We start from the raw sequence: 24,978 nt of genomic DNA, 5'->3' as shown, positions 1-24,978 counted from the left end.
AGCCGGTGAACGATCCCCGCCGTGTCCCCCTGTGCACGTGGCCGCCGCGTCGCCGGCGCATCCGTGGCGAGCGTGGCTACGTCCTCGCCCTCACTGCGCTGCTCATCATCCCCCTGCTCGGGGTCACCGGCCTGGCGGTCGACCTCGGGGCCTGGTACGCGCGTGCTGCGCAGATCCAGCGTGCGGCCGACGCGGCTGCGCTGGCGGGCGTGGTGTACCTGCCGGACGAGTCTGCTGCCAGGTTCCGGGCCCGCGAGGTGGCGGCGCAGAACGGGTTCCCCCACGGGGTGAACGGCATCACGGTCGACGTCCGGCGGGGCGGCGTGCAGAACAATGAGCTGATCGTGACCATCCACGATCCGAAGGTGTCCCAGTACCTCACCACCCCGCTGCGCAGCAACGACGTGTGGGTCGAGCGAGCGGCAACGGCCCGCTACATCGAAGCGGTCAAGATGGGTAGCCCCCGGAACTTCCTCGGCACCGGTGACCTGTCGGGCATCCTGCCGTCGGTGATCGACACCCCCGCCAACCGGCCCGGGTTCTGGCTGGCGATCAGCGGGCAGTGCGCCAGCAAGGAGAACGGCGACCGGATCATGGCCCGCACCACCCGCAACTACACCCAGCAGACCTCCAACCCGCGCCCGGTCGGCGGTAGCGCCGGGTCGTTCCGGTGCGCGATCAACAGCATCGTGCAGAACAATGCCGAGTACGACCCCCGCGGCTACTTCTACGGCATCAAGGTGCCGGTCGGCTACAGCGGCGAGGCGATCTCCATCGAGGTCTACGACGCGGCGGCGTGCAGCAGCAGCTCGATCGATTCCACCGCGGTGTTCCGGACCATCTACGTGATCCGCAACAACGACAATCCGTACCCGCCGGACGCCACGGTGCTGAACACGGTCCCCATTGCGGGCGGGGACAGCAGCGGGACGTGCGGCAGCGGCGGTTACCGTGGCGCCTGGCGGCAGCTCTACAGCATCGCCAACCCCACCCCCGGCACGTACTACGTGCAGATCTTGACCGACACCGCCGGGGATACGAACACCCGGCACGGCTCCAACTCGTTCGCGCTGCGCGCCAATGTGGGCGGCGGCGCCTGGGAGCCCTGCACCAGCGATCCCACCGACCCCGTGAACGGGAAGCCAGGCACCCTGCCGGCGGCGAACTGCCCGAACGTGTTCGGCATCGACAACATGGGCGTGTACGCCAACCTCAGCGGTACCTCCGCGACCTTCCACTTGGCGCAGGTCGAAGCCGAGCACCAGGGCAAGGAGCTCCAGATCGACCTGTTCGATCCCGGTGAGGGCTCCCGCACGCTCGAGGTGCTCGACCCCAACGGCAACCCGGCGGCGTTCGACTGGCAGGTGCTCTGCTACGACGGGACCGAACCGGTGAGCGGGGGCTGCCCGGGCGGCGACGCCGCCCCGACCGGTGGGTGGCGGAGCACCGTGCCCACCACCTCGCTCGACCTGTGGGGCAACCAGGCCGGTTCACCGGCCCAGTCCTGGAACCCGCAGCCCGGACCCTACCGGGTGTCCACCTCGAAGTACTCCGACCGCACGCTGCGGCTGACGGTGCAGCTCCCCTCGGACTTCGCCGCCGTGTACGGCTCTCGGACGTGGTGGAAGATCCGCTACACGGTGGGCGACGCACCGACCGATCGCACGACCTGGGGGGTGTCGATCAAGGGCAATCCGGTCCGGCTCGTGCGCTGAGCGGCCCCTCGCCCGGCGAGGCGCGCCCCCGGCCGTAGGCTTTGGGGTGTGTCGGGGTTCGTCGACGAGTGCCAGATCAACGTGCGGGGCGGCGACGGCGGTGCGGGTTGTGTGTCGTTCCGCCGGGAGGCGCACGTTCCCCGTGGCGGCCCCGACGGCGGCGACGGCGGCCACGGCGGTGACGTGTGGCTGGTGGCCGACCGCAACGTGGCCTCGTTGCTGGCGTTCAAGGACCACCCCCACCGCCGGGCCGCGAACGGCGCGCACGGCCAGGGCAAGCGCCGCCACGGCGCGAGCGGCGCGGATCTCGAGGTCCCGGTGCCCGAGGGCACGGTGGTGCTCGACCGCGACGGCACGGTGCTCGCCGACCTGGTCCACGCCGGCGACCGGTACCTGGCGGCGGCGGGTGGCCGGGGTGGCAAGGGCAACGCCCGGTTCCTCTCCAACCGACGCCGGGCGCCGTCGTTCGCCGAGCAGGGCGAGCGGGGTGAGGAGCGCTGGCTGCGCCTGGAGCTCAAGCTCATGGCCGACGTGGCCCTCGTGGGCCTGCCGAACGTGGGCAAGAGCACGCTGATCTCGCGGATCTCCGCCGCCAAGCCGAAGATCGCCGACTACCCGTTCACCACCCTGGAGCCGCACCTGGGGGTGGTGCGGATGGACGACGGGTTCGAGTTCGTGGTGGCCGACATCCCCGGGCTCATCGAGGGTGCGAGCGAGGGGCGAGGGCTCGGGCATCGCTTCCTGCGCCACATCGAGCGGGCGCGGGTGCTCGTGGTGTTGGTGGATCTGGCGGGTGGCCCCGACGGGACGCTGGCGCCGGCCGACCAGCTCCGGGTGCTGCTGGACGAGCTGGGCCGCTACCAGCCGGAGCTGTTGGCCCGGCCCCGGGTCGTGGTCGGCTCCCGGGCGGACCTCGCCCCGGCAGCCCCCGGCGGAACGGGGGGCGAAGAGGCAGGGGCGGGCGAGGGTGTGGTCGAGTTGCGGATGTCCGCGGTGACCGGCGAGGGTCTGGCGGTGCTCGTGGGGCGGATGGCCGATGCGGTGCGGTCGGCCCGGGAGGCCGAACCGCTGCCCGTGGAAGGCTTCGTCGTGCACCGGCCGGTGGCGGAGGGAGTCATGGTGGAGCGCGAGGCCGACGGCAGCTTCCGGGTGGTGGGCCGCCAGGCCGAGCGAGCGGTCGCCCTGTCGGATCTCACGAACCCCGACGCTCTGGACGTGGCGCAGCGCCGGCTCCGGCGCCTGGGGGTGGACCGGGCATTGGTGCGGGCGGGGGCCCGGGAGGGCGACACGGTCCACATCGGGGAGCTGTCGTTCGACTTCGATCCGGAGGGCTGAGCGGTGATCGTGGTGGCGAAGATCGGCACGTCGTCGATCACCGACGACGAGGGCGACATCGCCCGGGAGGCCATCCGGAAGCTGTGCGGGGAGGTGGCCGAGCTGCGGCGTGCCGGTCACCAGGTTGTGGTGGTGTCTTCGGGCGCGATCGCCGCGGGTCTGCCGGCGCTCGGTCTGGGAGGGTCGAAGCGGCCGCGGGACGCGGTGACGTTGCAGGCGGTGGCCGCGGTGGGCCAGAGCCGCCTGATGCAGGTGTATGGCGAGGAGCTGGGCGGGCACGGCGTGGTGGCCGGCCAGGTGCTGATCGCGCCGCTCGATTTCATGGAGCGCCGCCAGTACCTGCAGGCCCGGGGGACGCTGGCCCGGCTGCTGGAGCTGGGTGTGGTGCCGGTGGTGAACGAGAACGACGCCATCGCCGACGACGAGATCCGCTTCGGGGACAACGACCGGCTGGCTGCGCTGGTGGCCCACCTGGTGGACGCGGAGGCGCTGGTGCTGCTCACCGACACCCCGGGAGTGCTCACCGCCGATCCCCGCCTGGACTCGGCTGCCTCGTTGATCGAGGAGATCGTGGAGGTCGACCACGAGCTGGAGGCGGTGGCCGGCGGCCCGGGGACGGTGCGGGGTAGCGGGGGCATGGCCACCAAGCTGGCGGCGGCGAAGATCGCCTCGTGGTCAGGGGTGCGCACCGTGATCGCCGATGCCCGCCGCGAGCACGTGCTGGCCGACGCGGTGGCGGGGGCGCCGGGTGTGGGCACGGTGGTGGTGCCCCACGATCGCAAGCTGGCGGCCCGGAAGCTGTGGATCGCCTTCGCGGTGGGCTCGTCGGGCACCCTGGTGGTGGACGACGGTGCTCGGGCGGCGCTGCTCGGGGGCAAGGCGTCGTTGCTGGCGGCCGGGGTGCGGGCGGTGCACGGGGATTTCGACGAGGACGACGCGGTGGAGATCGCGTCGGCGGACGGGCGGGTGTTCGCCAAGGGCCTGGTGCGGGTGGACGCGGCCACCGCCAAGGAGATCGCTGGCCGCCGCACCGCGGAGCTGCCGGAGGGCAGCCCCCGCCATGTCGTGCACCGCGACGACCTGGTGATGCTGCCTTGAGCCTGACCACTGCGCCAGGTACCGCTGATGAGGGTGCGGTGGATTTCGTTTACAACCGTGCAGGTTGCTTGGAGGCGGTGTCTGACGCGAACGGGAACCGCACCGGCTATGTGAACCGCCCGGGGCCTGGTGGAGATTGGGGCTATCGGTTTTTGACCCTGGCAGGGGAGCGGCTCGGTGGGCCTCCGTGGGGGGTGCCCATTGTGCGGTCATCCGATCACCCGTTGTCGACCCGAGTGTCCCAGCCTGCCGGATCACCTCGTCGTCAGCCAGTCTGATGACAAGATGCATATCGGTGATGCTAAGATGTCGTCATGCGGACGACGATCCGGATCGACGATGATCTGTACCGCCGAGCCAAGGCCGACGCCGCGCGACGCGGGCAGACCGTCGGCGAGCTGATCGAGGACGCACTCCGGCTCGCGTTGCGCCGACCGGGCGGGACCACCCGGGAGATCCCCGAGCTGCCGACCTTCGGCGGCAGCGGCACGATGCCCGGCGTGGACCTCGCCGACAGTCGTTCCTTGCGCGACCTCATGGACGCGGATCGCGATTTCGATGCGCTGCGTTGACGTCAACGTCCTCGTCGATGCCCACCGCCCCGAAGCACCTCATCACGACACCGTGCGAGCGTGGCTCGACGCCGCGCGCCGGGGACGGGAGCCGCTCGGCGTGCCCGGTGTGGTCTCAGCGGGCTACCTGCGTGTCGTCACCCATCCCCGGGTGTTCCGCGAACCCACGCCGGTCGAGCTCGCCTTGCGGTTCCTCGATGCCCTGCACGCGTCGCCGGCGGTGGTCACGGTCGATCCGGGCGAGCGGCACCGATCGATCTTCCAGGAGCTCTGCCAGCGGCTCTCGTTGCGCGGCAACGACATCCCCGATGCCTACCTGGCGGCGATCGCCATCGAGCAGGGCGTGGTGTGGGTGACCTCCGACCGGGGGTTCGCTCGCTTCCCAGGCCTTCGACTCGAACACCCCGCCGACCGGTGATCCGCCGGTGGCGCCCGGCGCGATGGGGGCTCGCTCGACCTGGCGGTGGCGGAGATCTGCGCTCGAACCGTGATGGCAGGAGGACAACCGCTGCCCTCATGCCATCAGGGTGCCGTCACGAGCCTCCCGCTCCGGACGGCTCGGCCGGGTCCGCCGCCGGCGTGGGAGCAGCCGCCTCGGCCTGCTGGAGCTGCTCGGCCTCCTTCAACAGCTCCTCGCCGCTCGCCGGCGCCAGACCCAGCTCGGCGCGGATCTGCGCCAGGCGGGCTTGCGCCTCAGTGTTCAGCGACGCCTGCTCCACCTCCAGCATGCGAGCCTCGACCGACTCGCCGGTCAGCTCCGCCATGCCCTTCGCCTTCGCGTAGCGGGCCTCGATCTTCTGTTGTACCTCGGCGAAGGTGGGCACATCCTGGCCGACGGTCTCGCTGAGCGTGGCCATGGCCTTGTTCATCTCTTCCTGCATCTTCGCCTGGTCGAGCTGCGAGAGCAGCTTCTGGCGCTCCGCCAGCTTCTTCTGCAGCGCCGCCGCGTTCTGCTGTACCGCCGCTTTGGCCTGCTCGGACGCCTGCGTGGCCCCGAGCACCAGCGTCTTGGTGTCCTCCACCTCGCGCTCCACTGCGATCAGCCGGTTGGCGAAGGACTCCGCGGCCTGCGTGTACTCGGCGGCCTTCTTCTCGTCACCGGCCCGGCGGGCCTCCTCGGCCATCAGCACCGCCTGGCGAGCGTTGGCGTTCAACCGCTCGAACTCCTCCATCGAGCGGTTGAGCCGCATCTCGGCCTGCTTCTGGTTGGCGATGACGTTCGCTGCCTGCTCCTTCAGCCGGCGGTGCTGCTCCTGGGCTTCGGTGATGGCCTGCTCGAGCTGCACCTTGGGGTCGGCCTTCTCGTTGAAGGCCAGGTTGAGCTTGGCGGTGAGGTACTTCCACCAGCGCTTCAGAGACTTGAGCATGGGTCAAGCCTAGGGCATGGTCGTCGAGTCGGGCCTGGTGCCGATCCGGGCGCCGAGCGCCCGCAGCGCCCGCAGGTCGTCGGAGCGCACCAACGCCAGCACCCCCAGATAGGTGAGCCCCCCGGCGGCTCCCCCCACCAACGCCTGGGTCACGTACTCGCCGCTGCCGCCCGGGGTCACCACCCGGATCACCGCGACCATCGCCGCGGCCATGGCCGCCGCCGCCACCCCCTGGCGGACCACCGCCGCCCACAGTCCGTCGACGCCCACCGGGCCGGCCCGCCGGGCGAGCACCGCTAGCGCCGCGACCGCGGCGGCGCTGTACGCCAGGGCGAACGCCGAGATCACCCCCGGCAACCCGAACGTGCGCACCAGCACGACCGCTAGCCCCACCTGCAGCACGTTCTCGCCCAGGTTCAGCAGGAACGGGGTACGAGTGTCGCGAAAGGCATAGAAGCCGCGCATCGTGTAGAGGAACACCGCGAACCCCGGCAGGCCCGCGGCGAACCACACCAGTGCCGAGGCCGTCAGCTCGGTCGACGCTTCGGTGAACGAGCCCCGCTGGAGCAGGAACCCCACGATCGGGGTGGCCAGCACCAGGTAGGCCGCCGCCGCGGGCAGGATCACCAACAAGCCCAGGCGGAGCCCCTGCGCGAATCGGGACCGGAACGCCGGCAGGTCGCCGCGGCTGGCGTGCGTCGCCAGCTCGGGGGTGAAGGTGGTCATGATCGACACCGTGAACAGCCCGTAGGGGAGCTGCACGAACAGCCACGCGTACGTGTAGGCGGACACTGCGCCCTCGCCGGTGCCGTTCGCCAAGGTCAGCACCGCGAAGAACACCACCTGGTTCGCGGCCACGTAGCCCAGCGTCCATCCTGACAGGCGGGCCACGGTCGACACCGCCGGGTTGCGCCAGTCGGGGTTCCAGCGCAGCCGGATGCCCGCCCGGCGCATCGCCGGCCACAGCACCAGCGTCATGGCCACGATGCCCGCGGTGGTGCCGATCCCCACCAATACCAGCAGCCCTGGGTCGTCGCGCACCTGCTCGAGGGTCGGCTTGCCGCCCGCCAGGCGAGGCAGCGCCAGGAACAGCGCGATCACCACCACGTTGTTGAGCACCGGGGCGAACGCCGGCACGGCGAAAGAGCGCCGGGCGTTCAACAGCGCGGTCCACAACGTGGTCAGGCCGTAAAAGAGCACCTGGGGCATGAACATCACCAGCAGCGGCACGGCCAGCGACGCCTGGCGCTGCGCCTCCTCGGCAGGCAGGTCCAGGGTGTAGAGGCGGATGATCAGCGGTGAGGCCGCGGTGGCCAGCACGGTCACCGCCACGAGGGCGATGGTGACGACGGTGGCCAGCGCGTCCACCCCCGAACGGTCGTCGTGCTCATTGCGGTCCACGATGACCGGCACCAGCGTCGCCGCCAGGATCCCGCCGAGCACCAGGTCGTAGACCACGTTCGGGGTGGTGTTGGCCAGGTTGTACGCGTCGGCGAGCACCCGGGTACCGAGCGCGTAGGCGATGGCCATGATGCGCAGCAGCCCGGTCACCCGGCTGAGCCCCGTGCCGGCCGCCACCAGCACGCTGGAGCGCAGCAGGCCACCCGACGAGCGGACCCGGTCGGGCTCGTGGTCGCTCACGCCGACCCGGGCGCGGCGAGTCCTTGCCCCCCGCCCGCCTCATCGGTCTCGGCCAGCCCCAGCCGGAGCGCCTCCAGCTCGTTGACCAGCGAGTCGACGTCCTGGCCGAGCCCGCCCAGCTCGTCCACCCGCTCGGCCCGCGCCGACAGCTCGATCGCCCGGGTCACCGCTTCGTCCAGGCGAGCGTCGAGCAGCCGCAGCCGGGCCCGGGTCTGCTCGATCACCTCGTCCATCCGGCGAGCGGTGTCGATCTGGGCCTCCAACGCCTGGATGGTCTCGTCGAGCGTGCGGTCCGCCTGGCGGCTGCGGTTGCGGGTGTCGTGCAGCTCGATGAGCTGCGCGCCGGCCTGGGCGACGTCGATGCTGCGGCGGGCGTCGGTGAGCGCCTGGCCGGCCCGCGCGATCCGCCACGACTCCTCGACCCCCGTGCCCAACCGCTCGCCGATCTCCGCCAGCCGATCCCGCAGCGGCCCGCCCCGGGCCTGGCGAACCGCCTGTGCGAACTGGTTGCGGGACTGGAGGGCCTCGCGGACGAACTGGCGCCACGGGTCCTGGAGGGTGAAGGGATCGATGCGCTCCGGGCGCGGGTTGCGGGGCACGGCCACCGCCACCCGGGCCGCCCACGCGGCCGCGCCCAGCGCCGCGGCCCCGGCCGCCGGAAGTCCCACCAGGATCCCCGCGGCCACCCCGGCACCCGCCAGCAGGATGCCCGCGGGGGAGGTCATCGCCCGGGCTACCGGCGGGGTGAAGAAGCGGTCGCGCAGCTTCAGGCGGGCCATACGACGAAGACGTTAGGGCGTGGGTGCCCGGCGGCGGCGCAGCGCCGGTCCGGCCAGCGACGCTCGGAGATCTCAGAAGTTGCTGACGACCGCGGTGAAAACCTTGTTGATGCTCTTCGGGTCACTCGCGTTGTACGCGGCGGCGTTGGTCGCCTCGGCGATCTGCTTGAGCACGCTCAGGTCGGCGTCGTTGCCGTAGGCGATGGTGAACACCCGGATCGGGCGCCCCAGCTCGCCCTGGCTCAGTCGCCGCAGCTCGCTCACGGTCCGCTCGAGCTGCGCGGCGTCGTCGGTGACGTTGCCGTCGTCGTTCTTGCCGTCGGTGAGCAGCACCACCGCGTTGATCAGGCTCGGGTCGTACTGGTCGTACATCGTCCGGAACGAGTCGAGGACCACGTCGTAGAGCGGGGTCCCGTTGGTGGGGAAGAGGCCCTCGATGCGTTGCTCCAGCGCCCGCTTGTTCTGGGACATCGGCCCAATCGGCACCAGGTCGTTCCAGAACGCCGTGCCGTCCCCGAGACCGGTGGAGAACTCCCGCAGGCCTACCAGGTCGCTGCTCTTGAACTCCTCCAGCGAGCCGAGCGCGGCCGCTTTCGCCAGGTCGAGCTTGGTGTCGGCGGTATCGCGGGTGGCGCGGTCCTTCATCGAGCCCGATACGTCGACCACCAGCAGCACCCGAGCGCCCTTGCGTTGCTCGCCCCAGCGGCGGAGCAGCTCCACCATCACCGCGGGCTGCGGGGTCTGCAGCAGGGTCTGCGGCTGGTTCGCGTCGACCCCGTTGCTGGCCACGATCGGCGCCTCGATCGGCACCTCGGGGTTGCCTGGCCGGAAGTTGTATTCCAGCACCCGCCGTTGGTTCTCCGGCTGCTGCACGAAGTCCTGGAAGGCCTTGGCCCCCTCGCGGTGGGCTTCGGTGACCCAGGGGGCGTCGAGGATGAAGAACGGGTTGTCCGAGTAGAGGGTGCCTTCCTTCGGGTAGATGGCCACCAGCGGCACTCGCGGGGGTCGCAGCTCCTCACCCGGATCGAGCACCCCGTCGGGGTTGCCGGCGTTGTAGTCGATGACCGACTTCTCCTCCACCGCAGCCGCCGAGACGTACTGGAGTCCGGTGCCCTCCTGGTCGGCCCGGTACCAGTTGTTGAGGAAGGTCAGCGTGGTGTCGCCGTAGTGCACCACCGACGACTCCACCGAGCTGTTGAAGGCCACCACGTCCCGGGTGGCGAGATCCTCGACGGTGAGGTCCCGGGTCTTGCCGGTGGCGGCGTAGTTCTGCGCGATCAGCGCGGACAGCCCGCTGGTAGAGAAGTTGGGGTTGGTCTTGCCCAGCTTGAACGTGCCCCACTCGGGGTGCCCGTAGGCCGCCCAGCCTTGCGCGCTGCGGGCGAGCTGGAGGATGTCGGACCAGCCGATCGGCGTGTCGGGCCAGCCCAGCGCCTCCGCCATCGGCCGGGGCATGGCGATCACCAACGGCGTGTTCATGAACGGCGTGCCCTGGTTGGCCATCGGCGGCTGGCCCGCTTCGGCCCGCCGCTGGTCGAGGATCGCGCCCCAGGCGCTCGACGCCGGCGACCACACGACCGGTAGCGGCCCGTCGCTCTTCTCGTTCCAGCCGTTGGCCAGGGCCTGCATCGCGCCGCCCGACGCCTTGCTCTTCGGGTTGACGAAGATGCAAGTGTCGCCAACCTTGATCTTGGATTGGTTGAAGGTCTGCGCCAGGCTCGTGAGCAGGTCGATCTTCTCCGGGGAGACCGCCATGTCGATCACCAGGCAGTCCCCGGGGTTGCCGAGCCCGCTGTCGGCCTGATCGGTCGACGTGGTCGACGCGCATGACGCGGCGAGCAGCGCCACGATCGCGAGCCCGATCAGCCGGCGCAGGGTTCCGCTCACCGGATGACCTCGATCCACAGGGTGCGCAGGGCCTGGAGCACCCCAGCCCGGGGCAGCCCGCTGTCGGGAGGCAGGGGCGGCTCGCCGGGTACGCCTCCGGCGGGCGGCTGCCCATCGACACGCCAGCCTTGACCCGTCAAAGCGTCGGCGGCGTCATGTGATTCGACCAACCTGCGCAACCGCGCCTCCCCGTCCGATCCGGCCACCGGCGCCAGCACGACGTCCGCGGTGGACAGAGGGGAAGGGTAGATGATCGAGAGTTGGTCGTTGACGCGGCTGCGCGCGATCGGCCCCGCGGCCGCCGCTTCGGTGCTTGCGGCCATGTCGAAGGTGGCGGGGCCCTTGGACAGCATCTCCTCGAGCGCGGTGCGAGGTGGGGGAGGGTAGGACGGCACGCCTCGTTCGAGCTGCTCGAACCACCGGCGGAACGCCGGGTCCTGGAAGTCGTTGGCCGCGAAGTCGGTGCGGCCGAACCACGACCCCGCCGCCTGCGCGAGGGCCAGCCAGCCGGCCGCGGTGCGGTCCGGCGTGGGCTGGCCGGGCTTCACCGCCCCCCACGCCGCGCCCCCACCGAGGTCCACCCACGGTCGCCCCGCCAGCTCGCCGACGCATCGCCAGGTGATCCCACCGGCCGGGCAGGCCGTCTCCAGCACGGCTCGCCGGTCGTTCCACACCGCCATCACCAGTGGGGAGCGGGCCAGCGGCGCGGTCGGGTCGGCCAGGATCGGCTGCAACCCGGCCCGGGCCCGCTGCTCGTCCACCAGCTCCGGGAACGGGGCGAAGGTGAGCCAGCCGTCGACCGCGGAGGCGTCGGCGTCGCTTGCGCTGAGGGAGGCGATGGTGGTGGCCACGTCTTCGGTGCGGACCTGGATGCCCGGTTGGTTGCGGGCGAGTTGGACGCACACCGCCTCCAGCTCGGTGACGCACACCAGCGTGAGCTGGTCCCCCGACGCCGGGCTGCCCCCCCCGCCGGGCTGGTCGCGCTGGTCGAGCCAGCCGCGCACCAGCATCGCAGCCGCGATCATGCCTGCCGCGGCGAGGAGGGCGGCGACCCGCTTCACGGCGCCCGCCCAGCAGTCGGGCCCGCGGTGCCGGGGCCTTCACCGATCGCGGGGATGTCCGCGGCGACCAGCCCGACGAGCTGGTCGTCGGTGGGTTGGTCGATCGCCACCACCCGGGTGGCCTGGCGAGCCACGGCTGCTTCGAACAGGTTGCGCACCAGCCGGCCGTTACCGAAGCCCTTCACCCGGGGCTGGGCGTCGAGCCACGCTCGCACCGCGTCGAGTGCCTCCTCGTCGGGCCGGTAATGGGAGCGGTCGCAGAGGCTCTGGAAGATCTGGACCAGCTCGCCGGTGGTGTAGTCGGGGAAGAAGATCGTCTTCGGGAATCGGGATCGCAGGCCGGGGTTGGCGTCGACGAACGCGTCCATCTCGTCGGGGTAGCCCGCCGCGATCACCACGATCCGATCCCGGCGGTCCTCCACCAGCTTGACGATGGTGTCGATCGCCTCCCGGCCGAAGTCCTGCTCGCTGCCCCGCACCAGCGCGTACGCCTCGTCGATCAGCAGCACCCCTTCGTCGGCCTGGTCGAACACCGCGGTGACCTTGGTCGCGGTCTGGCCAACGAACCCCGCCACCAGCCCGGCCCGGTCGGTCTCCACCAGATGGCCCCGGGCCACCACCCCGAGCGTGCGGTAGATCTGGGCCAGGAGGCGGGCCACGGTGGTCTTTCCGGTGCCCGGGTTGCCGGTGAACACGAGATGGCGGCTCTGCTCGAGTACCGGGAGCTGGCGGGCCCGGCGCAGATTCTGGACCTGGATCAGCGCCGCGACCAGCTTCACCTCCTCCTTCACCGCGTCCATGCCCACCAGCGCGTCGAGCTCGGCGAGCAGCTCCTCCAGCGGGCGGGGTGGGGGCAGCTCCTTCCGCTCGGACTCGGTGTCTCGCTCCTCGCTGCCGGACCGGGGGGTCGACGTTGCGGGCCCGGTGACTGTGGGCTGCGGTGCGGGCCGGGACCGGGCGATGGCATCGAGGAGCATGCCCCGGAACCCCTCTATGGCCACCAGCTCGGCCCGGCTGGGGTGCAGGTCGAGCGACGCCACGATGTGGGCCAGCGCGATCGCCCGCTCGTAGTAGGCGCGGGCGTGCGCGCTGCCCTCGCGGGCGTCCACCCCGAGGAGGATCTCGAACATCGTGGAGGGCTCGTCGAGGAAGGCGCGGGCACCGGCGGTCAGGCCCGCTTCCCGCACGTCCGCGGGAGTGGCCCGCAGCAGCTGGGTGTCGAGCCGGGGCGAGAACGCCTGGATCAACGCCCACAGCTCGTCATCGGTGGCCAGGCCGTCGGCGTCGATGAAGGCCCGGCACAGGTTGTACGCCTCGAGCGTCACGTCCTGGCGGGCGGTGCCGGGGTCGCCGCCGTCGAGCCCCGCCACGATGGCCTCGAGCCGGGGGGTGAGCTCGTCGACGAAGGCGCGCACGGCGGTGTCGAGGCCGGGGTCGATCCGCACGGCGGCGAGGTTAGTGGCGGGTAGCCTGGCTGCTCGTGGCGTCCCCTGACGAGTCGAGCGTGACGATCGCCGAGCTGGGTCGGCGGGTGAAAGCCGCGTCGCGGGTGCTGGCCCGGACGGCGACCGCGGTCAAGGACGACGCCCTGCGTAGCGCGGCCGACCTGTTGGTAGCCCGGGCGAATGACGTGCTGGCGGCCAACGCCGCCGATGTGGAGCGGGCCCGCCGCTCGGGTGCGAGCGCCACGGTGATCGACCGGCTGACCCTGACCGAGGCCCGGGTCGAGTCCATGGCCGAGGGGTTGCGGGACGTGGCTGCGCTGGCCGATCCCGTCGGGGAGGTGCTCGACGGGTGGGTGCGCCCCAACGGGCTGCGCATCGAACGGGTGCGGGTGCCGCTCGGGGTGATCGCCATCATCTACGAGAACCGGCCCAACGTGACCAGCGACGCGGCGGCACTGTGCCTGAAGTCGGGCAACGCCGCGTTTCTGCGAGGCTCGTCGGGGGCGATCGGCTCGAACGTGGCCATCACCGCGGTGCTGCGCGAGGCGATCGGCAAGGCTGGGCTGCCCCCGGACTGCGTGGTGCTGCTGGAGGACACCAGTCACGAGGCCGCGGTCGAGTTCATGCGCCAGCGGGACACGATCGACTGCCTCATCCCCCGGGGAGGCCCGGCGCTGATCCGGTCCATCCTCGAGCACGCCACGGTGCCCTACGTCATCGACGGTGACGGCAACTGCCACGTCTACGTGGACGAGTCGGCGGATCTCGACATGGCCCTGGCCATCGTGGTGAACGCCAAGATGCAACGCCCGTCGGTGTGCAACGCTGCGGAGAGCCTGCTGGTGCACGAGTCGGTGGCCGAGTCGTTCCTGCCCCGGGCGGCCGAGGCACTCGAGGGCGTCGAGCTGCTCGGCGACGAGCGGACCCGGGCGCTGGTCCCCCGCGCCGGGGTGGCCGACGACGGGGCGTACGCCACCGAGTTCCTCGACCTGAAGCTCGCGGTGCGGGTGGTGCCGGATCTCGACGCGGCGATCGACCACATCGCCAGGTTCGGCTCGGGGCACAGCGAAGCCATCGTGACCCGCTCGCTGGAGGCCGCGGAGCGGTTCTGCCGCGAGGTCGACGCGGCGGCGGTGCTGGTGAACGCCTCGACCCGGTTCGTCGACGGGGGCGAGTTCGGCTTCGGCGCGGAGATCGGGATCTCCACCCAGAAGCTGCACGCCCGGGGGCCGATGGGTCTGCGGGAGCTGACCACCGCCAAGTACGTGGTGCGGGGCAGCGGCCAGGTCCGGGGCTGACCCGCCCGCCACGGCGCTGCTCCTGGGCGGTGGCTTCTACCTTGACCGGGCGGTCAAGAGCACCGGTAGGCTCGCAGGATGGACTATCGCTTCGAGTCGCCGGCGTCCGTGCGCGAGCAGCTGCGCGAAGTCAACTACCTCGCGGATGAGGGCATTGCCGGGGTCGTGTACCTCGCGGACCGGCTCGCCAAGCCGGTGCTGGTCGAGGGCCCCGCCGGTACCGGCAAGACCCAGCTCGCCAAGTCGGTGGCCGAGATCCTCGGCGCCCGGCTCATCCGGCTGCAGTGCTACGAAGGCCTCGACGAGTCCAAGGCTCTCTACGAGTGGAACTACAAGAAGCAGCTGCTGCGCATCCAGGCCGACCGCAACCTCGCCCAGGGCGAGACCACCTGGAACGACATCGAGACCGACATCTTCTCCGACGAGTTCCTCCTCACCCGCCCGCTGCTGGAGGCCATCCGGGCTGAGGAGCCGGTGGTGCTGCTCATCGACGAGGTCGACCGGGTCGAGATCGAGACCGAAGCCCTCCTGCTCGAGGTGCTCTCGGACTACCAGGTCTCCATCCCTGAGCTGGGCACCCTGGCGGCCACCCAGATCCCGCTCGTGTTCCTCACCTCGAACAACACCCGGGAGCTCTCCGAAGCCCTCAAGCGCCGCTGCCTGTTCCTGCACATCGACTACCCCGACCTGGAGCGGGAGAAGGAGATCGTGCTGGCCAAGGTGCCCGACATCACCGAGAACCTCGCCGACCAGGTGGCCCGCATCGTGCGCTCCATCCGCCAGCTCGAGTTGAAGAAGGCACCCTCGGTGTCCGAGACCCTCGACTGGGCCCGCACCCTGGTGCTGCTCGGCATCGACTCGGTCACCGAGAAGGAAGCCACCGAGACCATCAACATCCTGCTCAAGTACCAGACCGACATCGCCAAGGCGGTCAAGGAGCTCACCGACGACAAGGACGGCGGCCGGCGCTCCCTCGGCAAGGTGGCGCCGTGAGCGTGATGCGCCCGAGGATCCGGTGAGCGACGTCGCCGTCTCCGCCACCAGCGGCCGGCCGATGCTCGAGCTGCTCGAAGGCTTCATCCGCGAGCTGCGCGAAGCCGGCCTGCCGGTGAGCCTGACCGAGAACCTCGACGCCATGGAGGCGGTCAAGCACATCCCGCTCGAGGACCGGGCCGCGTTCAAGTACGCGCTGGGCGCCACCCTGGTGAAGAACGACGCCCATTGGCGGGCCTTCGAGACCGTCTTCGAGGTGTACTTCTCGTTGCGGGGCAGCCAGTACCGCCTACGCCCCGACAAGGAGGAGGGTCCCGAGGGGGAAGCGCGGCCGGCGGAGATGGCGGGTGCGGGGCAGCTCGCGGGCGCGGGGGGCGAGGCGCTGTCGCCCGAGGAACTGGCCGAGATGCTCTACCAGGCGCTGCTGCACGGCGACGACGCGCTGGTGCGGGCCCTGGCCCGGCAAGCGGTGACCCGCTACGCGGGCATGGAACCGGGACGCCCGGTGGGGGGCACCTACTACCTGTACCGCACCCTGCGGAACCTCGACCTTGACAACATGCTCGAGCGGCTCATGGAGCAGACCCGCCGCGACGCCCCCCAGCCGCTCACCGCCCTGGAGGAACGGCTGGAGCGCGACGAGCTCGAGGCGCGCATCGACCTGCTCAAGAAGGAGGTCGAAGCCGAGATCCGCCGCCGCCTGGTCGCCGACCGCGGCGTGGAGGCGATGGCCAAGACCCTACGCAAGCCGCTGCCCGAAGACGTCGATTTCATGCACGCCTCACGGGAGGAGATGGCCAACCTCCGCAAGGCGATCTACCCGCTGACCCGCAAGCTGGCTGCCCGCCTGGCCCGTAAGCGCAAGCACGGGCGCCGAGGACCGCTCGACTTCCGGGACACCATGCGCCACTCGCTCAGCTACGGGGGGGTGCCCGCCGAGCCGAAGTTCAAGTACCCGCGGCCGGCCAAGCCCGAGATCTTCGTGATCGCCGACATCTCCGGCTCGGTGGCCGCGTTCGCCCGGTTCACCCTGCAGCTCGTGTACGCCATCTCGAACCAGTTCTCGAAGGTACGGGCGTTCGTGTTCATCGACGGCATCGACGAGGTGACCCGCTTCTTCGAGGGCACCGACGACATCGGCGAGGCGGTGCACCGGGTCAACACCGAAGCCGACGTGGTCTGGGTCGACGGACACTCCGACTACGGGCACGCCTTCGAGGTGTTCTGGAACCGCTGGGGCCGGGAGATCGGGCCCAAGACCACGGTGATGATCCTCGGCGACGCTCGCAACAACTACCACGCCAGCCAGGCCTGGGTGATCAAGGAGATGCGCAAGAAGGCCCGCCACGTGTACTGGCTCAATCCCGAGCCGCGGGCCTACTGGAACACGGGCGATTCGATCGTCGGGGAGTACGGCATCCACACCGACGGCACCTTCGAGTGTCGCAACCTCCGCCAGCTCGAGCGATTCGTCGAGAACCTGGCCTGAGGCGCTACGGTCGCCCCGATGCGTGTCACCGTCACCGGCCATGCCGGCCTGTTCGTGGAGACCGAGCACGGGTCGGTGCTGTGCGACCCGTGGTTCGTGCCCGCGTTCCACGGCTCGTGGTTCGTGTTCCCCCGCAACGACGGCCTCGACAAGGAAGGGTTCCGCCGCCCGGACTACCTGTACGTGTCGCACCTGCACTACGACCACTTCGACGCCCCGTTCCTCAGCGAGTGGGTCGACAAGGACACCCCGGTGCTGCTGCCGGAGTTCCCCACCCCCGATCTGGAGAAGGCCCTGCGGGAGTTGGGCTTCGGCAACGTCGTGCACTGCCCGAACGGCGAGCAGCTCGACCTCGACGGCTTGCAGGTGGCGATCTTCGCCGAGACCGCCCCCTCCGACGGGCCAATCGGGGACTCGGCCATCGTGATCGCCGACGAGACTGCCCGCATCCTCAACATGAACGACTGCCGCCCCAGCGACGTGGCGGTGATCCGCTCGCTCGGGCCGATCGACCTGGTTTTCCTGCAGTTCTCGGGCGCGATGTGGTGGCCCGTGGTCTACGAGATGCCCCCGGAGGAGCGCTCGGCGGCGGCTCGGGCCAAGCGTGAGGCGCAGCTCGCCCGGGCGGTCGGCTACGCCCGGGCGGCGGGTGCCCGCCACGTCGTGCCCTCCGCCGGTCCGCCGTGCTTCCTCGACCCGGAGCTGTGGGAGTTCAACGACTTCGACCGGGCCCCCGACAGCATCTTCCCCGACGCCACGGTCTTCCTCGAGCGGCTCGACGCCGAGGGCATCGAAGGAGGAGTGTTGGCCATCCCCGGCACCACCCTCGACGTGCACCACGAGCCCCCCTCGCTCACCTTGACCCACCCGATGCCCGACGGCGAGGTGCGGGCGATCTTCACCGACAAGCGGCGCTACCTGGAGCGCTACCAGGCCGATTGGCTGCCGTGGTTGGAGGTGATGAAGCAGGGCTGGCCTGCACCGCAGCCCGATCTGGCCGACCGGCTCGCCGCCTGGTGGGAGCCGCTCATGGCCCGCGCGCCGAAGACCTGCGCCACCATCGGCCGGGCGGTGCTGATCCGCGCCGGCGACCAGGAGGTGCTGGTCGACTTCGTCAACCAGCGGATCGTGCCCTGGGACGGCACCACCGAGTACCAGTACCGCCTCGATCTGCCGGCCCCGCTGCTGGAGTGGTGCATCCAGAACCGGGTGGTCGACCTGTCGAACAACCTGTTCCTCTCGCTGCGCTTCCGGGCCTGGCGGCCGGGGGAGTACTGCGAGGAGCTGTTCTCGTTCCTCAAGGCCCTCTCACCGGAGCGGGTCGACGTGCTGGAGCGTTCCGTGGCGGCTTCCCACGGTGAGATCGACGAGATGATCCGCCTTGGGGACTGGCTGGTGCAGCGCTGGTGCCCCCACCGCCAGGCGGATCTGTCTCAGTTCGGGGAGATCGGAGAGGACGGCTGCACGCTCACCTGCCACCTGCACGGCTGGACCTTCGATCTGCAGACTGGCGCGTGCGCCAACGCCGCCAACCGCCGAATCGCGGCTCGGCGGGTGGACTGACCGCCAGCGGGCCGACCGGGCGCTCGCTCAGCTCGCCGGCTGCACCCGGGTGTCGCTGCGGCCCATGGGCCGCACGCCGGTGGCGCCGTTGTCCTCACCGTCGATGAGGAACTTCACCCTGGCCACGCCTCGCAGCTCGGTGAGGGTCCACACCACCTGGGCCACCTGGGGCTGGGTGTCGGCGGTCTCGAAGGCCCGGTCGAAGTCCACCACCACCGTGTCACCGTCGACCGTCGCTGATCGGAGTCGCACCCGGGACGAGATCCCGCTGCCCAGCCCGAAGAAGCGGTCGGTGTCGGTCGGCCCGGCGAGGAGCTGCTCGAGCGTCGAGGCCAGCACGTCGGGGCCCTGCACCAGGCGCTCTTCGCCTTGGACCAGGCCGGCGCCGGTCACGAACCACGGCCGGATCGTGAACGTCGCGCCCTCGGGGGCCGCCACCGGTGGCGGCGGGGCCGTCGAGGGCGTGGCGATGTCGGTGGTGGTGGTGGTGGTGGTGGATACCTCGGGCTGGTCGCCGGCCCGTTCCCCGCCCGCGCACCCGCCGGCGAGCACAGCCAGCAATGCCAGCACGGCAACCGGGGGTGCGATGCGACGGCGGTTCACGGGATGGTGTCGAGGACGTCGTCCCAGGGGGCGAAGAGCTGGGGCTTGTTGTGCTCCTCCCGCAGCAGGATGCCCAGCCGGCGGCTGCGAGCCAGCAGCTCCCGGGCGCGCCGCCCTGGCCATGGCCGGGGGAGCAGCTCAGGCGGCAAGAGCGGGTCGAGGTTGAAGCACTCCTGGAATTTGATGCCGATGATCAAGGCGCCCGGGAGGAACTCCGCTTCGGTGAGCCGGCGGCGCTGGCGGCGCATCTGCTCGAGGTCCTCCGGGATTCCCTCGTAGATGTCGATGAAGCGTTCGTAGCGGGCGGCCACCTCCTCGATCGGCCACAGCTTCGCCGCCAGGGCCCGCGGGTCGCGCTCCCCGCCGATCTCCAGATCGTCGGTGGACGCGGCGGTCACGTGCTCGGCCACCCCGAGCCGGCGGGCTTCGCGGAGCGCATCGTCGTGCCAGCGGTGTGGCGAGACGTACAGGCCGTTCTGGATGGCCGCGCCGCCCAACTCGAGCAGGTGGTCACGGAAAGCGTCGCGCGCCGCCCGCTTGGTCTCCGGGATGGCGAAGGCGATCAGGCGCCAGGTGCGGTCCCAGCCCTTGCCCGCCGCGTCCTGGGCGTAGGCCAGGCGAGCCTTCTCCAGCGAGGCCCCGAGCGCTCGCAGTCCCGCGTCGGTGGCGGCAAAGACTGCGTCGCGGCCCTCGCCGCTGCGGACGAAGAGGCCTTCGGCCACCAGGCGGCGCAGGCAGGAGCGCACCTGGTCCGCGGTCTGCCCGCAGGCCTCGGCCACGGGGTAGAGCTCGGAGGCGAGGATGGTCCCGTCGTGATGGGCCATGCCCAGCACGAGCACCCGGGTGGGAATCTCCAGCTCGTCCGGGGTTCCCGCCCGCTCGGCGGTCGATCCAACACCGGTCGATCCAACACCGGTCGATCCAACACCGGTCGTTTCCGCCACGATCGTATGCTGCAACGACTACGACCGGGCCCGCAAGTCGCGCTCGTCGCCCGCCTCTCCTGTCAGAGATGCAGGCCACACTCCGTCTTGTCCCGCCCCGCCCAGCGACCCGAGCGAGGATCGTCTGGGTCGGTCGGGAGCTGCGTGCACGGCATGCAGCCGATCGAGGTGTAGCCCCGCTCGAGCAGCGGGTTCACGATGATCCCGTGATCGGCGATGTAGCCGGCCACGTCGTGGTCGGTCCAGGTGGCGATCGGGTTGACCTTCACCAAGCCCCTTAGATCCCGAGCGACGATGGGTGCGTTGACCCGGGAGTCGGCCTCCGCCCGGCGCAAGCCGGACATCCACGCCGTCTTGCCGGCCAGGGCCCGGTCGAGTTGGCCGACCTTCACCGCCGAGCAGCAGTTCTCCGGGTCCGCCTGCCAGAGCGCCTCGTCGTGCGGCGGCACGGTCATGATGCGCAGGTTCAGCCCGTAGTGGCGCCGCACCCGCTCGACCGTCTCCAGGGTCTCGGGGAAGTGGTAGCCGGTGTCGATGAACACCACCTCGATCGCCGGGTCGACCTTGACCGCCAGGTCGATGAGCACCGCGTCGGTCATCGAGGCGGTCAGGGCCAGGTGAGGGGAGAAGTGGTCGACCGCCCACTGGATGATCTTCGACGCGGGAAGCCGTTCGAACTCGGCGCTCAGCTCCGCGAGCTCCGCGTCGGTGAAGGTGGGGATGTCGGAGGGTGCTGGCATCGTGGCCTCTCGGGTGGGTCGTCCGCTCGTTGCGCTGGTGCTTCCGGGTTCTCGGGCCCTCAGGTCGCGCATTCCGACTCGCCGACCTCGGCCACGTACGGGCCGGTCTCGCCGTAGTCGACGTAGAAATCGGGGTTCTCCTCGGGGGTGGGGAAGCGGTCCAGCTCCTGGAGCTCGGTCGCCACGGCCTTGGCGCCCCCGGAACGATCCAGCCACTGCCGGAAGGTCTCGCCTGCCTCACGCTCGGCGGCGAAGCGCCTCACCACCCGCACGGCGGCCTCCGGGGCGTTCTTCGCCGGCAGCCGCAGTGCCCGGTCACCGAAGTGAATGCGCTCCTGGCCGACGTAGCCGCCGAGGAGCATCTGGTAGCCGGGCGCGGCCTGGCCGTGGGCCCGGCGCTCTGCGCCCGAGAAGCCGATGTCGGCGGCGTGGTGCTGGCCACAGGAGTTGGTGCAGCCGGAGATGTTGATCCGTATTCCGCCCACCTCCGCCAGCCCGGCGGCCTCGAGCGCGGTGCCGATAGCGTCGGCCAGCCCCCTCGACTGGGTGACCGCCAGGTTGCAGGTGTCCGCACCCGGGCAGGCCACGACGTCCCGGGCCAGCTCGGCGCCCGGCTCGGCCATGCCGATCGCCTCCAGGCGGGCGAACAGGGTGGGGAGCTGCTGGTCGGTGAGGCCTCGGAACACGAAGTTCTGCCGGTTGGTGATCCGTACCTCGAGCCCGAGCTCGCGCACGATCGCCGCCAGCGCCCGGAACTGCTCAGCGGTCACGTCCCCCAGCCGGGCGTACGCGTAGGCGGACACCGTGCCCTTGGCCACGCCGCGCACCACGTTCGCGTCCACCCACCGTTCGTAGGGACGGGTGCCCCGGAGGGCCACCGGCGTGCCCTGGCCGATGGTCGTGGGGGTCACCCCGACCGCCGCCCCGGCGGGTGCGTCACCGAGCTTCTCGACCTCCTCGGGGATGCCGCCGGGCCAGCTCGAGGAGGCGAGCAGGAACTTGCGGGTGGTGAGGATGCGCCGTTGCACCTCCTCGAAGCCGAGGGTGTCGATCAGCCACTTCATGCGGGCTCGGAGCTTGTTGTCGCGGTTGCCGGCCTGGTCGAACACCCGTAGGCAGGCCTCGATCGTGGGCAGCAGGTCCTCCCGGGCGGTGAACTCCTCGAGCGCCAGCGCCGGATGAGGGTTCGCTCCCAGGCCACCTGCGATGTACACCCGGAAGCCCGCTTCGAGCCGGCCGTCGTCGAGTCGGCGGGTCACCGCCACGACGCCCACGTCGTTGAACATGGCCTGTCCGCAGTCGGTGCTGCAGCCCGAGAAGTTGATCTTGAACTTGCGGGGCAGCCGCTGGCTGAGGGGGTTGCGCAGGAAGTGGCGGAACGTCGCCTCGGCCCAGGGGCTGATGTCGAGCACCTCGAAGGGGCAGGCGCCAGCGAGGTGGCAGCCCTGGACGTTGCGCACCGTGTCGCCGCAGGCCTCCCGGCTGGTGAGCCCGACGGTGGCGAGGTCGCGCATCAACGCCGGAACCCGCTCGAGGGGCACGAAGTGGAACTGGATGTTCTGCCGGGTGGTGAGGTGGCCCCACCCGCGGGAGTACTCCTCGGCGATGTGGGCGCACAGGTCGAGCTGCTCGGCGGTGATCGCGCCGTAGGGGGCCTTGACCCGCACCATCTGGTGGTGGCCGCCTTGGCGCTGGCCGTAGATGCCGTTGTTCAGGCGGAACACCCGGAACACGTCCTCGGGCAGCTCGCCACGCAGGTAGCGGTCGAGCTGCTCCTCGAACTTGGCGATATCGGCCGCCATCGCGGGGTCGATCTCTCGTTGCAGCATCTCGCTCCCTCAGCTCGGACGCCGGTGCGCCGGCGCAACTTGGACCGGTGCGGGTGATGTGCAGAGGACCCAGGTGGGCAAAAACCCGACTAATCCGATCGGGATTTGACCGTATCAATCCCGACTTGTTCGGTCAACATTCAATCGGCCGCCAGCCGTCGGGCGCACGAGTGCCGAGCCGACTGTTCGATCAGGCAGGTCGCGGTACCTGGGCAGCGCACACACCGTGAGCCTCACGGGAGCTGGGACCGCCGGGCGCGCCCGGCGGTCGCCCTCAGCGCCGGAGCAGCGCCGCCACCTGGAAGGCCAGGTCGAGCGATTGCCGGGCGTTCAGCCGGGGGTCGCACATGGTCTCGTAGCGGGTGTCGAGGTCGGTGTCGAGGATCTCGTCGGCGCCCCCGAGGCACTCGGTGACGTCCTCGCCGGTCAGCTCGATGTGGACCCCGCCGGGCCAGGTCTGCGCGACCTCGTGCGCTCGGAAGAAGCCCGCGATCTCCGCCAGCACCGCATCGAAGTGACGGGTCTTGCGTCCGCTCGGTGAGGTGAAGGTGTTGCCGTGCATCGGGTCGCACGCCCACACCACGGGGTGGCCCGCCTCCTTCACCGCTCGCAGCAGCGGTGGGAGCTGCGACTCGATCTTGTCCGCTCCCATGCGGGTGATGAGCGTCAACCGGCCCGGCACCCGCTGCGGGTTGAGTGCCTCGCACAGTGCCAGCACCTCGTCGGCGGTGGCGGTGGGCCCGATCTTGCAGCCGACCGGGTTGCTGACCCCGGAGAGGAAGTGCACGTGCGCGCCGTCGAGCTGCCGGGTGCGCTCACCGATCCAGAGCATGTGCGCCGAGCACGCGTACCAGTCACCGGTGAGCGAGTCCTGCCGGGTGAGCGCTTCCTCGTAGCCGAGGATCAGCGCCTCGTGGCTGGTGTAGAAGTCCACGGTGTGCAACTGGGGAACCGCCTGGGTGTCGATGCCGCAGGCGGCCATGAACCGCAGCGCCCGGTCGATCTCGTCGGCGACGAACTCGTAGGAGCGGCCCTCCGCGCTGGAGGCCACGAACTCCTGGTTCCAGGCGTGTACCCGTGACAGGTCCGCGAATCCCCCCTTGGTGAAGGCCCGGAGCAGGTTCAGGGTGGCTGCGGACTGGTGGTACGCGGTGATCAGGCGGTCGGGATCGGCCTGGCGGGCGGCTGAGGTGAAGGCGATGTCGTTCACCATGTGCCCGCGGAACGAGGGAAGCTCGACTCCGTCGACTCGCTCGGTCGGCGCGGACCTGGGCTTGGCGAACTGGCCGGCGATGCGACCCACCTTCACGACCGGCACCCCCGCCGAGTACTGCAGCACCACCGCCATCTGCAGGATGACCTTCAGCTTGTCGCGGATCGAGTCGGCCGAGAAGGCGTCAAAGGATTCGGCGCAGTCGCCCGCCTGCAGCAGGAACGCCCGGCCGCCGGCGACCTCGGCGAGCGAAGCGGTGAGGCTTCGGGCCTCACCGGCGAAGACCAGTGGTGGGAGTGCCGCGATGGTCTTGACCGCGTGGTCGAGCGCGCCGGGGTCCGGCCAGTCGGGCTGCTGCATGGCAGGCAGGTCCCGCCAGCTGCTCGGGGTCCAGGTCGCAGGGGTCGTCACCGGTCTCCACGTTGCCGGACGAGCCGGCCGGGCCGCAACGTCATATCTGCCCCGGCCGGCTCGGTCGGCGAGTCGTCAGGCAGCGAAGAACGCGTTCTCGGGTGCCTGGTCACGAACCGTGTTGACCGCCCGCTTGACGAGGCGGCGGGCAGCCTCGGCCGTGACCCCGAGCTCCTCGCCGACCTCGCGGTAGCTGCGCTTGCGGCCGTCGGTGAGGCCGAAGCGCTGCTCGACCGCGTAGCGGGCCCGGGCGTCGAGCACGGAGAGCAGATCGGTGACCATCTGCTCGTCGGCGCGAGCGATGACCTGGGCCTCGGGGCCGGGGTTGGAGTCCGGCAGCAGGTCGATGAGCTCGTTGCTGTCGTCGTCGCCGATGGTGCGGTCGAGCGACGTGGGCGTGGTCAGCCGGTGCAGCCGGGCGTGCTCGTCGTCGAGCTCGTCGCCATCGCCCGACACCTGCCGGAGGGCGGCCCGCAGGCTGGCCGAGCGGTCCCCCGGGAGGCGCACCAGGCTCGCCTTCTGGTCCAGCGCCCGGCCGATGGCCTGCCGGATCCAGAAGGTGGCGTAGGTCGAGAACTTGAAGCCCTTCCGCCAGTCGAACTTGTCGACCGCGTGCTCCAGTCCGAGGTTGCCCTCCTGGATGAGGTCGAGCAGCTCCATGCCCGGGGGCAGCGGGTAGCGGCGGGCGACGCTCACCACCAGGCGCAGGTTCGCCCGGATGAAGCGGTCCTTCGCCGCGGCGGCCTCCCGGACGGCACGCTGCAACTCAGGTCCACGCTCGCCGGCGTCGAGGCGCGCCTGGGCTTCGCGCCCCTTCTCGATGATCTGGGACAGCTCACGCTCCTCGTCCGCGGTGAGGAGGGGGACGAGGCCGATCTCGTTGAGGTATTGGCCTACCGAATCACTCATGGATGATCTCCGTCGGGAGCGGAGCTCCCGGTGTCTGCTGTACCCGCCTCGGCAGCACCGCGGCGGGCGCGGGGGAATGACACACG

The 24,978-nt window shown here is 70.8% G+C and carries 21 protein-coding genes; 9 read left to right on the top strand and 12 right to left on the bottom strand.

The window, feature by feature from the left end; translation table 11 throughout:
* Positions 1-5 precede the first annotated feature (5 nt).
* The 5 genes from HZF19_RS07715 to HZF19_RS07695 all read left to right on the top strand — a co-directional run bounded on the left by HZF19_RS07715 (position 6) and on the right by HZF19_RS07695 (position 5,138).
* Positions 6-1,715 (top strand): pilus assembly protein TadG-related protein, encoded by a 1,710-nt coding sequence (locus HZF19_RS07715; protein ID WP_208028185.1) that lies wholly within the window; start codon positions 6-8, stop codon positions 1,713-1,715.
* A 48-nt stretch (positions 1,716-1,763) separates the two neighbouring features.
* Positions 1,764-3,050: a GTPase ObgE gene (gene obgE / locus HZF19_RS07710; RefSeq protein ID WP_208028184.1), complete on the top strand. Its 1,287-nt coding sequence runs from the start codon at positions 1,764-1,766 to the stop codon at positions 3,048-3,050.
* Between the two features lie 12 nt (positions 3,051-3,062).
* The gene (gene proB / locus HZF19_RS07705; protein ID WP_307781166.1) at positions 3,063-4,148 is read left to right on the top strand and encodes a glutamate 5-kinase; all 1,086 of its coding nucleotides are present in this window, start codon (positions 3,063-3,065) and stop codon (positions 4,146-4,148) included.
* Between the two features lie 314 nt (positions 4,149-4,462).
* Positions 4,463-4,720 carry a ribbon-helix-helix protein, CopG family gene (locus HZF19_RS07700; protein WP_208028182.1) on the top strand — a complete coding sequence of 86 codons (258 nt, stop codon included), beginning with the start codon at positions 4,463-4,465 and terminating at the stop codon, positions 4,718-4,720.
* Entirely contained in the window at positions 4,707-5,138 is a 432-nt protein-coding gene (locus HZF19_RS07695) for a type II toxin-antitoxin system VapC family toxin (protein WP_208028181.1), read from the top strand. Before HZF19_RS07700 ends, HZF19_RS07695 begins: the two co-directional genes overlap by 14 nt.
* Positions 5,139-5,253: 115 nt before the next feature.
* On the opposite strand, the gene HZF19_RS07690 is transcribed toward HZF19_RS07695, so the two are convergent.
* The 6 genes from HZF19_RS07690 to HZF19_RS17105 form a co-directional block, all read right to left on the bottom strand.
* The gene (locus HZF19_RS07690) at positions 5,254-6,087 is read right to left on the bottom strand and encodes a PspA/IM30 family protein (RefSeq protein ID WP_208028180.1); all 834 of its coding nucleotides are present in this window, start codon (positions 6,085-6,087) and stop codon (positions 5,254-5,256) included.
* Between the two features lie 9 nt (positions 6,088-6,096).
* Positions 6,097-7,728, bottom strand: a complete 1,632-nt coding sequence (gene murJ, locus HZF19_RS07685; protein WP_208028179.1) for a murein biosynthesis integral membrane protein MurJ — start codon at positions 7,726-7,728, stop codon at positions 6,097-6,099.
* Positions 7,725-8,507 (bottom strand): hypothetical protein, encoded by a 783-nt coding sequence (locus HZF19_RS07680; RefSeq protein WP_208028178.1) that lies wholly within the window; start codon positions 8,505-8,507, stop codon positions 7,725-7,727. The genes murJ and HZF19_RS07680 overlap by 4 nt, the downstream gene beginning before the upstream one ends.
* A gap of 72 nt (positions 8,508-8,579) precedes the next feature.
* On the bottom strand, positions 8,580-10,394 hold the full coding sequence (locus HZF19_RS07675) for a vWA domain-containing protein (RefSeq protein WP_208028177.1): 1,815 nt from the start codon (positions 10,392-10,394) through the stop codon (positions 8,580-8,582).
* Entirely contained in the window at positions 10,391-11,455 is a 1,065-nt protein-coding gene (locus tag HZF19_RS07670; protein ID WP_208028176.1) for a substrate-binding domain-containing protein, read from the bottom strand. Before HZF19_RS07670 ends, HZF19_RS07675 begins: the two co-directional genes overlap by 4 nt.
* Positions 11,452-12,900: an AAA family ATPase gene (locus tag HZF19_RS17105; protein WP_208028175.1), complete on the bottom strand. Its 1,449-nt coding sequence runs from the start codon at positions 12,898-12,900 to the stop codon at positions 11,452-11,454. Before HZF19_RS17105 ends, HZF19_RS07670 begins: the two co-directional genes overlap by 4 nt.
* 35 nt (positions 12,901-12,935) lie before the next feature.
* Between HZF19_RS17105 and HZF19_RS07660 the strand changes: the two genes are divergently transcribed.
* From HZF19_RS07660 to HZF19_RS07645, 4 genes are all read left to right on the top strand, one after another.
* Positions 12,936-14,198 (top strand): glutamate-5-semialdehyde dehydrogenase, encoded by a 1,263-nt coding sequence (locus HZF19_RS07660; RefSeq protein WP_307781165.1) that lies wholly within the window; start codon positions 12,936-12,938, stop codon positions 14,196-14,198.
* A 78-nt stretch (positions 14,199-14,276) separates the two neighbouring features.
* Positions 14,277-15,191, top strand: coding sequence for an AAA family ATPase (locus HZF19_RS07655; RefSeq protein WP_208028174.1), 915 nt, complete (start codon positions 14,277-14,279; stop codon positions 15,189-15,191).
* 22 nt (positions 15,192-15,213) lie between these two features.
* Positions 15,214-16,680 carry a vWA domain-containing protein gene (locus HZF19_RS07650; RefSeq protein WP_307781164.1) on the top strand — a complete coding sequence of 489 codons (1,467 nt, stop codon included), beginning with the start codon at positions 15,214-15,216 and terminating at the stop codon, positions 16,678-16,680.
* An 18-nt stretch (positions 16,681-16,698) separates the two neighbouring features.
* Complete coding sequence (locus tag HZF19_RS07645) at positions 16,699-18,243, top strand: Rieske 2Fe-2S domain-containing protein (protein ID WP_208028173.1); 1,545 nt, start codon at positions 16,699-16,701, stop codon at positions 18,241-18,243.
* A 27-nt stretch (positions 18,244-18,270) separates the two neighbouring features.
* Here the strand turns inward: HZF19_RS07645 and HZF19_RS07640 are convergent, their stop codons facing one another.
* The 6 genes from HZF19_RS07640 to HZF19_RS07615 all read right to left on the bottom strand — a co-directional run bounded on the left by HZF19_RS07640 (position 18,271) and on the right by HZF19_RS07615 (position 24,892).
* Entirely contained in the window at positions 18,271-18,846 is a 576-nt protein-coding gene (locus HZF19_RS07640) for a GerMN domain-containing protein (protein ID WP_208028172.1), read from the bottom strand.
* Positions 18,843-19,790, bottom strand: coding sequence for a PaaX family transcriptional regulator C-terminal domain-containing protein (locus HZF19_RS07635; protein ID WP_208028171.1), 948 nt, complete (start codon positions 19,788-19,790; stop codon positions 18,843-18,845). Before HZF19_RS07635 ends, HZF19_RS07640 begins: the two co-directional genes overlap by 4 nt.
* A gap of 62 nt (positions 19,791-19,852) precedes the next feature.
* Positions 19,853-20,530, bottom strand: a complete 678-nt coding sequence (locus HZF19_RS07630; protein ID WP_208028170.1) for a phosphoadenylyl-sulfate reductase — start codon at positions 20,528-20,530, stop codon at positions 19,853-19,855.
* A gap of 59 nt (positions 20,531-20,589) precedes the next feature.
* Complete coding sequence (locus tag HZF19_RS07625) at positions 20,590-22,359, bottom strand: nitrite/sulfite reductase (protein ID WP_208028169.1); 1,770 nt, start codon at positions 22,357-22,359, stop codon at positions 20,590-20,592.
* Positions 22,360-22,633: 274 nt separating this feature from the next.
* On the bottom strand, positions 22,634-23,983 hold the full coding sequence (locus tag HZF19_RS07620) for a class II 3-deoxy-7-phosphoheptulonate synthase (protein ID WP_208028168.1): 1,350 nt from the start codon (positions 23,981-23,983) through the stop codon (positions 22,634-22,636).
* A 75-nt stretch (positions 23,984-24,058) separates the two neighbouring features.
* Positions 24,059-24,892: a sigma-70 family RNA polymerase sigma factor gene (locus tag HZF19_RS07615; RefSeq protein ID WP_208028167.1), complete on the bottom strand. Its 834-nt coding sequence runs from the start codon at positions 24,890-24,892 to the stop codon at positions 24,059-24,061.
* Between the last annotated feature and the right edge of the window lie 86 nt (positions 24,893-24,978).

It is taken from the genome of Rhabdothermincola sediminis (assembly GCF_014805525.1).
GTDB lineage: Bacteria > Actinomycetota > Acidimicrobiia > Acidimicrobiales > Acidimicrobilacustridaceae > Rhabdothermincola > Rhabdothermincola sediminis.
The sequence above is the reverse complement of the archived record's forward strand: the minus strand, read 5'-3'. Positions and strand labels throughout refer to the sequence as shown.